Source organism: Sphingobium phenoxybenzoativorans (assembly GCF_001757355.1).
Taxonomy (GTDB): domain Bacteria; phylum Pseudomonadota; class Alphaproteobacteria; order Sphingomonadales; family Sphingomonadaceae; genus Sphingobium; species Sphingobium phenoxybenzoativorans.
The window spans coordinates 1-7,394 of record NZ_MINO01000118.1; the positions used below are offsets into that span (position 1 = coordinate 1).

Consider the following 7,394-nt stretch of genomic DNA (forward strand, 5'->3'; position numbering starts at 1 on the left):
CCATCATCTAGTATGGAAATACCTGCGCAGAATTTAGAAGCCTACGCAGTGTGCCAATATGAGACATAGTAAGACTATGCCGTTCAAGTAAATAGCGTAATCCTGCCGGTGAAAATCCAAGGGTCAGCAAAAGCCTAGACCTAAGCCTGCCGAGCAATAGGAGCGTGACCCTAACCTGCGTCACTATAGCAATGCTTAGATGCAATCCTGCCTACTCCACAGGCTGATAACAAATACCTCATCCTTCTGATTGATCCAGTGCGCCTATGTTGATCTTGCGTAGGAATTGGCGCGGCGGCACGCTGCCATCTGCGCTGGATCATTCAAAGGGATGACTACCCTTTCCGCCACCCATAGGTGTATTGCTATTCTAATACACACGCAGGCGGTATCTCTCTCGTTAATTTGCACAATCAGGCGGCCCTAGTTGGCGACCAATATAGGGGCACAAATTGCCGCCCCAATTTCAAACCACAGAAAGGAGCCACAATGGCTTTGATTGAATTAGACGATAGCGCGTTGCTGTCTGATCGCGCTGCCCGGAATATCGAAGGGCGCGATAGACGCTGGATTGCTGGCTTCCGCGCAGCCCTAGAACTGCTTGGCGTACCCCTGCCTGCCTATGCCTTGCGCAAGCAAGCTGGCCGCTCTCCCCTGTCTGCTGAAATCCTGCGCGGCTTCCATGCTGACAATCCCGATGCTGCGCTGATCGACAATGCGCCCAAGCCGTACAGCGGACCTAAGCGCAGCGACGACGAAATTTTGAACAGCCTCTAATTAACAAGGAATTTGCCAATGACCGACATCGACACCATTACCGCTGAGCTTGAACAGCTTAGCATTGATCTGCGCATCATCACTGCCGCTATCCCTATCTTGGGCAAGGTTGCCGAGACTAAGGCCAAGGACATCGGCCATGCGATCCGTGATGCTGAAACGCGCCTAGCTACGGCCCATGCTGATAAGCTGGAGCAAGAGCGGAGAGAAAGGATTGCGGGCTTCTCCGACATCACCGTTGCACTGGACTATCCGCCCCAGTGCGAAGGCAATCTCCTCCGCGCCAACTTCATTATCGACTATGTGAAGCTGTTCTATGATCCCTCGTCGCGTATGCCGGTAGCCAAGCCGCACCGGGTGACGAGCTTCCGGGAATTGCCGGATGACGCATATGACTATCTCGTCACCGTGCATCCTGACCGCATCCCTGCCGAGATAATGGCGCTCTGTCCCGGTGATCCCAACGGGGCCTTCGCCGCTTACTTCCAAGGGCTGAGGCGCGGCATGTTCCGCTCCGCTTCCCGTGTCGATCCCTGGGCTGACCTGACACTCGCTGCTTAATGCAGACTGGAGATATGCCGAAAATCAAAAAGCGTGGCGGGCAGAAATCCCCGCTTACGCCCAAGCAAAGGAAAATTGCCGCTACCGCACGGGCGGTTCGCCGCGCTGCTGAGCGGGATGCAGACCCTACCATAGCAGAACGGGAGGCATGGCTAGCGAGGAAGGTTGAGGCGCTTGCTCAAGCTCGCACTCAGCAATGGCCGCAAACTCTCGACGACATTGCAGGCCGCAGCGGCCCCTATGCTGATACCGTGGTCGCCGTTGCCAAGGCCCGCGCTGCATGTTTGTGGGCAACCCCTTGGCAGCAGCCCGCCCCAGCGCTGACCAATTCCCGCGAAGTCATCTCGCAATGCTTCGACCTGTATCGGGCGCAGCTATGGCGGGACGTGGGCGGCTGGGGTCCGCACGGGGAATACGTCATTCATGACAGCGGGGATGTGGAGAAGCTGCCTGCCCCGGTACTCGACGACCTGTCAGAAGATAGCCGATGCGAGGCGATGCGCGTCATCGCAGAGACGCAGGCTGAGTGGGAAGCGGCTGGCTGCCCCGGCCTCGACCATTCCAACCTGCACTTTGCCTTCCGATCCCTAGAAATCGAAATCGCAGACGGACGCCTCGCGCCGATCCCCGAATAAGGAAATCCAATCCGTGTACATCAATAACTTTCCTCAACTGCGCAGGCAGTCGGGGGAGCATGGCCCCGCTTTGGCCAACTATGTCGAGTGGTCCGCGATCATCGACTGGCTGCAATCCGGGCCTGACATCTCCGAAGATACCAATGTCGCCACGGTCAGTTGCGAGCTAGTCCGCGAAGGCAGGGCCATCCGCGCCAAGCTGCCAATGCCGGGGCTGCCGAAATTCGCCTGCATCGGCAAGCTATCGAACCAGTCCCGTGGGGAAGCCCTGCGCGTAGCAGAAGTGGCCTTCCAAGCGTGGCGGGAAGCAGGCCGACCCTGCATCAGCCCGGCACTCCTAACCAACGCCTTCCGCCAATTTCGATCCATTCACCCAAAGGAATTATCATGACCGCACTTAATCCCCGCCAGCAGGTAACGGCCAAAGCCGCGCTTACGCTGATCGCCCTGCATGGGCATGATCCCCGTATCGTTCAGGCCGTCGCCAATGCGCATATCGCTAGGGGCCTTGCCCACCGTGACGCCTATACCAAGGCCTTTGAAAATTTCGTGGCGCAGGTGCCCGCCATGCGTACCGCGCTGGAAGTCGTCATTGAGCTTGCTACGAAAAGCGATGACGCAACGCTGGCGAAATACGATGCCGCGATCAATCACTACAACAACACTGGAGACGATAGCAGGCTTGAAGCTCTGGCCCCGATGATCGTGCAGGACATCAATGCCCTTGCCGTCCAGAATGGCGAAGCTGAGGAAGGCTCTGCCCTCTATGACGACATCCAAGCGGCCTTTGGAATTGAGGAAGCGGCATTCGCTGCCGAGCCGTTTCAGGCCGACGCTACAGCCCCCGCAGAAGCCCCGTCAGAGGCCCCGCAGCAGGCCAGCCAGTTCCAGTTCCGCAATGCTGTAAACACGTCTCAGTGGTCGCCTAGGGACGTTCCACGCGAACAGGTTCCGGCCCCTGCCCCTGCCGCCCCGGCTGGCCGTGCGCCGACCGAACGGGAGCGCCGGGAAGCTGACGTACCGCTGGGCGATATTGCCTACATCCAAACCCCGATGGGCTTCCGAGCCGTATCGACCGGAGAACAGGCCCGCCGTGAGGCTGGTGTTCCCCTAGGCCCCGACGCCTAACAATCTCAACAAGGATATTTGCCAAATGAACTATATGACTTCCGTCCCGGCCATCACGGTCGGGCGGGAAAAGAACTGCGAACAATGCGGATCGACCTACCGCGCCAAACGGTCAACCTCACGCTTCTGCACCGACACATGCAGGCAGTCCAAGCGCCGGGGCGTCGATCCCCGCAAGGACGAAATCCTATTTAAGCGGCTCAGCCATATGGGCCTTGTCGGACAGACTGGACCGTGGAAGCCCGGCAAGGGCGAAACCGTTCACGCTTTGCTGGCCCCGGCAACCTATGCGCTCGATGAGTTGAACGCCCGATACAATCGGCCCACGGCCATCAGCAAGACCGTGGCCAGCATGTCGCTCAAGGATGCCCTATTGGCCAAGCGCGAGAAGCCGCAGCCCGACATGGGCCTAGGGGCGTTCCTGTCCGCTCTGGACCGGCTCAGCATCAGGGCATTCTGAGGCCCTTACGCGGTCATGAGAAGGGGGGGAGATATACCCGTACCAGACCCCCCTGTTATGACCGGCTAAGCACCCCTCAAACCCGCAGAAAAGCGTTCCCAAAATCGGCCAATTTACAAAACCTCGTCTCGCAGAATGTTGCCTATTGCGGCTGCATCTGTGTGCGGGGTTGCGGAGGCGCAGGCAGTCTCAGCCCCGGCACCTTGTACGCGGCCATCGCCACGGCAAGGGCATGGTGATCGAAGCCGCTCCCGTAGCCGTCTGCAACATCCTTCCCGGCATGGCCCATTATCTGCCGCTGGACAGGTTCGGGCATCGCCTTCCTAGCATAGTCCTTGAAGGTATGGCGGAACGAGTGGAACACTTTGCGCCGATCAGCGATGCCGCAGACCTTCCGCAGGTAGGGTCCAAACCACTCGCCCCATTTAGCGGTCAGCCTGTCATATATGTCCGGTTTCAGTTCGGGGAACACCCTGCCCGCCTTGCCCTGCTTGGCGACATATTCGAGGAAGCCGAGCCGCTGTATCTCAGGATGCACGGGGACAAGGCGCTCGCTGCCTGCGTTCTTTAGCTTGTTCTTTGGCCCCTCGTCCTCGTCGTCGTCCGCGTCGTCCTCCGTCAGATGCAGGAACCAGCCGGAAATCATTGTCCCATCATCGCCCGCATAGTTGAGATGCTGGACATCGCTCACCCGTAGCTGCCCCAGTTCCTCCAGCCGCGCCCCGGTGTAGAGGCCAAGCAGCGGGAGCCAGTACGCAGCCTCTCCCCTGCCCCGTACTGGACGCTGCCCCAAGGAATAGACAGGGCTGTCAAAGATCGTTTGCAGGTCCGGCAGGGTGAAGGAAAGCCGCTTCTTCTTGCCTGCGTCAGGGTCTTTGATGCTGATATTCGCAGCGGCGTTGCTATCCGCGTACTCATTGCCGAATGCCCAGTTCAGCAACGTCCGTAGCCGCGACAGCTTCATATTGATATTCGCCGCAGTCTGCCCTTCGGACAACAGCTTGTCCTTGAACGTCAGTACATGCTTGCGGGTAATAAGCTCAACCGACATACGGCCCACGCGGGCATTGAACCATTCGGCAACACGGCGATGGGTATCCTTGCCCTTGCGCGTCACCTTCCGCTCAGCGGCCCAGAGGTCGACAATATCGGTATCGAGATAGACGCCCTTGCCCTTGGCTGGCTTAGCATCGCCGCCCTTATCGACGGCTTGATTTCGGCCTAGCGATGCGCGCCAATTTCTCTCAGCCTCAACGGCAGTCGCAATTTGCTCCTGCTGTTCAGCAGCATTGCGCTTCGCAAGGTCGGGGCGGGTAGCAAGGAGGTCGTCCAGTTCCTCCGCTTCCATGTCCAGCCGGAAACCCTCATCGGACAGAAATTCGCTCTGCGCTTCCAGATATTCAAATTCATCCCGGCTCATGCTGGCGACTGGCTTGGGAGCAGCATCAGGGGATGACGCAGTACGGGCATCGGCAATGAGCCTGTCATGCTCGACAGCCTGCAAACGGGCCTTGGCATTTGCCTCCCCGGCGTCCTTGCATTTGAGCGAGAATGTCCAGTGCTGACGAGCTAGCGCAGCCTGCACATCAAGCGGGACAATGCGCCGATAATAGTAAACCGCGCCGCGCCGCTGGAGATAGGTTTGCATGGGCTTTTCCATAGTATGACAATGTAACAGTCAACTGTGAAAAAGTCCTTATTTCCCAACATCTTGCAAGCATATCAACAGCTTACGGGATGATGGTGGAGCCTAGCGGGATCGAACCGCTGACCTCCTGCATGCCATGCAGGCGCTCTCCCAGCTGAGCTAAGGCCCCGTAACCATGTCGCCGGCTGGGTAGCCCGGCGATGAGGCGCCGCCTTTAGGTCAGCGAGCGCCCCCTTTGCAAGAGTTAATTGTCGTCGTCGTCGCCGTCGTCACCGCGCTCGACGCCCAGGTCGTCGTCGCCGCCCAGATCGACGTCATTGTCCGGCGAATCCTCGTCGTCATCAACGTCCAGATCAATGTCCAGATCGTCATCGACCGTCTCATGCTCGCCGTCGGCAGTCTCAACCACCTTCTTCGGCGCGATTTCCTCATAGGGAAGCGGCTGCTTCGACTTGAGAACCGGCTCCGGCTCCCAGTGCGACTGGCAGTTGATGCAGGTGACGGGATCGTCCTTGCCCAGATCGTAGAAGCGCGTTGCGCATTTCGGGCAGGTCCGTTTCGTGCCCCATTCAGGCTTCACCATGTGCCGCCGTCCATCCTTGTTCAAATCAATGCTGAAATGCGCGGTCGAGGGCATCCCCGCCGCGAAGCGATGCGCGCCTTGCCATAGCTATGCCGCACTGTCAAAAGCCGGTTCGCTTTTTCTTGTTCCCTCCCGATCAACGGATGCCGATGGCTCACCACGCCGACCTGCCTCAACCCGCAACCTTTCGCGCCGCGCCCGCCCTTTCCGGAACGGCCGCCATTCCCGGCGACAAGAGCATATCCCACCGTTCGCTGATGCTCTCTGCCCTGGCGGTTGGCGAAAGCCGGGTCGAGGGGTTGCTGGAGGGTGAAGATGTGCTCGCCACCGCAGCGGCGATGCGAGCGATGGGCGCGCATATCGCGCGCGACGATTCCGGCGCATGGCGGATCAGCGGAGTCGGCGTGGGCGGCCTGCTTCAACCCGCCACGGCGCTCGACATGGGCAATAGCGGTACCTCCACCCGGCTCCTCATGGGGCTTCTTTCCTCCCATGCGCTGACGGCGACCTTCATCGGCGATGCTTCGCTCAGCAAACGACCGATGGGCCGGGTTATCGATCCACTCAGCCTGATGGGCGCAGAGTTTACGGCCAGTCCCGGCGGCCGCCTGCCCCTGACCCTGCGCGGCATCTGCCCCGCCGTGCCGATCGAATATCGCCTGCCGGTCGCGTCGGCACAGGTAAAGTCCGCTATCCTGCTGGCCGGTCTCAACGCGCCGGGCATTACCCGTGTGATCGAGCCGATACCGACCCGCGACCATAGCGAGCGGATGCTGCGCGGGTTCGGCGCTGATCTCAGCCTCGAGACGGAGGCGGACGGTACCCGCATCATCAGCCTGACCGGCGAGGCGGAGCTTTCCCCCCGCCACATCATCGTGCCCGGAGATCCCTCCTCCGCCGCCTTCCCCGTTGTCGCCGCCTTGCTTGCGCCTGGATCGAAGGTGACCGTTACCAATGTCGGCCTGAACCCCACCCGCGCAGGATTGTTTGACCTGCTGCGCGACATGGGGGGTAGCATCGAAGTGACCAACGCCCGCGATGTCGGAGGAGAGCCTGTAGGCGATCTGGTCGTGACCGCCTCCACCCTGCGCGGCGTCGAGCCAGACCCGGCGCGCGCGCCAAGCATGATCGACGAATATCCCGTTGCCTTCATCGCCGCGGCCGTGGCGCAAGGGCGCAGCATCTTTCGCGGTCTTGAGGAATTGCGCGTCAAGGAATCGGACCGCATCGCCACAATGGCGACCGGCCTGCGCCTGATCGGCGCGCAGGTGGAGGAGCTGGAGGACGGCCTGATCATCGACGGCACCGGCGGCGATCCGCTGCCCGGCGGTGGTCCCATCGCGACGAAGCTTGACCATCGCATCGCCATGAGCTTTGCCATCTCCGGCCTTGTGTCCAGGAACGGCGTGGAGATCGACGACATGCGCCCCGTCGCCACCAGCTTCCCCGGCTTCATCGGCCTGCTGCGCGGGCTGGGGGCCGTTGCATGATCATTGCCGTCGATGGCCCTGCCGCTTCGGGCAAGGGCACCATAGCCAAGGCGCTCGCCCGCCATTACGGCCTCCCCCATCTTGATACCGGCCTGCTCTATCGCGCTGTGGG

At 60.4% G+C, this 7,394-nt stretch carries 10 protein-coding genes and 1 tRNA gene; 8 read left to right on the top strand and 3 right to left on the bottom strand.

Features of this window, described 5'->3' with window-relative positions; all coding sequences use genetic code 11:
* Positions 1 to 489: 489 nt before the first annotated feature.
* From BHQ40_RS23380 to BHQ40_RS23405, 6 genes are all read left to right on the top strand, one after another.
* On the top strand, positions 490 to 777 hold the full coding sequence (locus tag BHQ40_RS23380) for a hypothetical protein (RefSeq protein ID WP_070158125.1): 288 nt from the start codon (positions 490 to 492) through the stop codon (positions 775 to 777).
* Between the two features lie 18 nt (positions 778 to 795).
* On the top strand, positions 796 to 1,338 hold the full coding sequence (locus tag BHQ40_RS23385; RefSeq protein ID WP_070158126.1) for a hypothetical protein: 543 nt from the start codon (positions 796 to 798) through the stop codon (positions 1,336 to 1,338).
* Positions 1,339 to 1,352: 14 nt separating this feature from the next.
* Positions 1,353 to 1,973, top strand: coding sequence for a hypothetical protein (locus BHQ40_RS23390; protein WP_070158127.1), 621 nt, complete (start codon positions 1,353 to 1,355; stop codon positions 1,971 to 1,973).
* A 70-nt stretch (positions 1,974 to 2,043) separates the two neighbouring features.
* Entirely contained in the window at positions 2,044 to 2,364 is a 321-nt protein-coding gene (locus BHQ40_RS23395) for a hypothetical protein (RefSeq protein WP_171905945.1), read from the top strand.
* Positions 2,361 to 3,101: a hypothetical protein gene (locus BHQ40_RS23400; RefSeq protein WP_070158129.1), complete on the top strand. Its 741-nt coding sequence runs from the start codon at positions 2,361 to 2,363 to the stop codon at positions 3,099 to 3,101. Before BHQ40_RS23395 ends, BHQ40_RS23400 begins: the two co-directional genes overlap by 4 nt.
* Before the next feature lie 25 nt (positions 3,102 to 3,126).
* Positions 3,127 to 3,561: a hypothetical protein gene (locus BHQ40_RS23405; protein WP_070158130.1), complete on the top strand. Its 435-nt coding sequence runs from the start codon at positions 3,127 to 3,129 to the stop codon at positions 3,559 to 3,561.
* 142 nt (positions 3,562 to 3,703) lie between these two features.
* On the opposite strand, the gene BHQ40_RS23410 is transcribed toward BHQ40_RS23405, so the two are convergent.
* From BHQ40_RS23410 to BHQ40_RS23420, 3 genes are all read right to left on the bottom strand, one after another.
* Positions 3,704 to 5,209: a site-specific integrase gene (locus tag BHQ40_RS23410; RefSeq protein WP_070158131.1), complete on the bottom strand. Its 1,506-nt coding sequence runs from the start codon at positions 5,207 to 5,209 to the stop codon at positions 3,704 to 3,706.
* A gap of 93 nt (positions 5,210 to 5,302) precedes the next feature.
* Positions 5,303 to 5,378 (bottom strand) — tRNA-Ala (locus tag BHQ40_RS23415).
* A 75-nt stretch (positions 5,379 to 5,453) separates the two neighbouring features.
* On the bottom strand, positions 5,454 to 5,792 hold the full coding sequence (locus BHQ40_RS23420) for a TIGR02300 family protein (RefSeq protein WP_070158133.1): 339 nt from the start codon (positions 5,790 to 5,792) through the stop codon (positions 5,454 to 5,456).
* A gap of 149 nt (positions 5,793 to 5,941) precedes the next feature.
* Here BHQ40_RS23420 and aroA point away from each other — a divergent pair, with 149 nt between their 5' ends.
* Positions 5,942 to 7,282 (top strand): 3-phosphoshikimate 1-carboxyvinyltransferase, encoded by a 1,341-nt coding sequence (gene aroA, locus BHQ40_RS23425; RefSeq protein ID WP_070158132.1) that lies wholly within the window; start codon positions 5,942 to 5,944, stop codon positions 7,280 to 7,282.
* A partial coding sequence (locus tag BHQ40_RS23430; RefSeq protein WP_171905946.1) for a (d)CMP kinase occupies positions 7,279 to 7,394 on the top strand: 116 nt, incomplete at its 3' end. The genes aroA and BHQ40_RS23430, both read left to right, overlap by 4 nt.

Coding starts and splice junctions, on each gene's coding strand:
- BHQ40_RS23420 (WP_070158133.1), bottom strand. CDS start 5,792: ATGGTGAAGCCTGAATGGGGCACGAAACGGACCTGCCCGAAATGCGCA.
- BHQ40_RS23400 (WP_070158129.1), top strand. CDS start 2,361: ATGACCGCACTTAATCCCCGCCAGCAGGTAACGGCCAAAGCCGCGCTT.
- BHQ40_RS23410 (WP_070158131.1), bottom strand. CDS start 5,209: ATGCAAACCTATCTCCAGCGGCGCGGCGCGGTTTACTATTATCGGCGC.
- BHQ40_RS23385 (WP_070158126.1), top strand. CDS start 796: ATGACCGACATCGACACCATTACCGCTGAGCTTGAACAGCTTAGCATT.
- BHQ40_RS23390 (WP_070158127.1), top strand. CDS start 1,353: ATGCCGAAAATCAAAAAGCGTGGCGGGCAGAAATCCCCGCTTACGCCC.
- BHQ40_RS23405 (WP_070158130.1), top strand. CDS start 3,127: ATGAACTATATGACTTCCGTCCCGGCCATCACGGTCGGGCGGGAAAAG.
- BHQ40_RS23380 (WP_070158125.1), top strand. CDS start 490: ATGGCTTTGATTGAATTAGACGATAGCGCGTTGCTGTCTGATCGCGCT.
- aroA (WP_070158132.1), top strand. CDS start 5,942: ATGGCTCACCACGCCGACCTGCCTCAACCCGCAACCTTTCGCGCCGCG.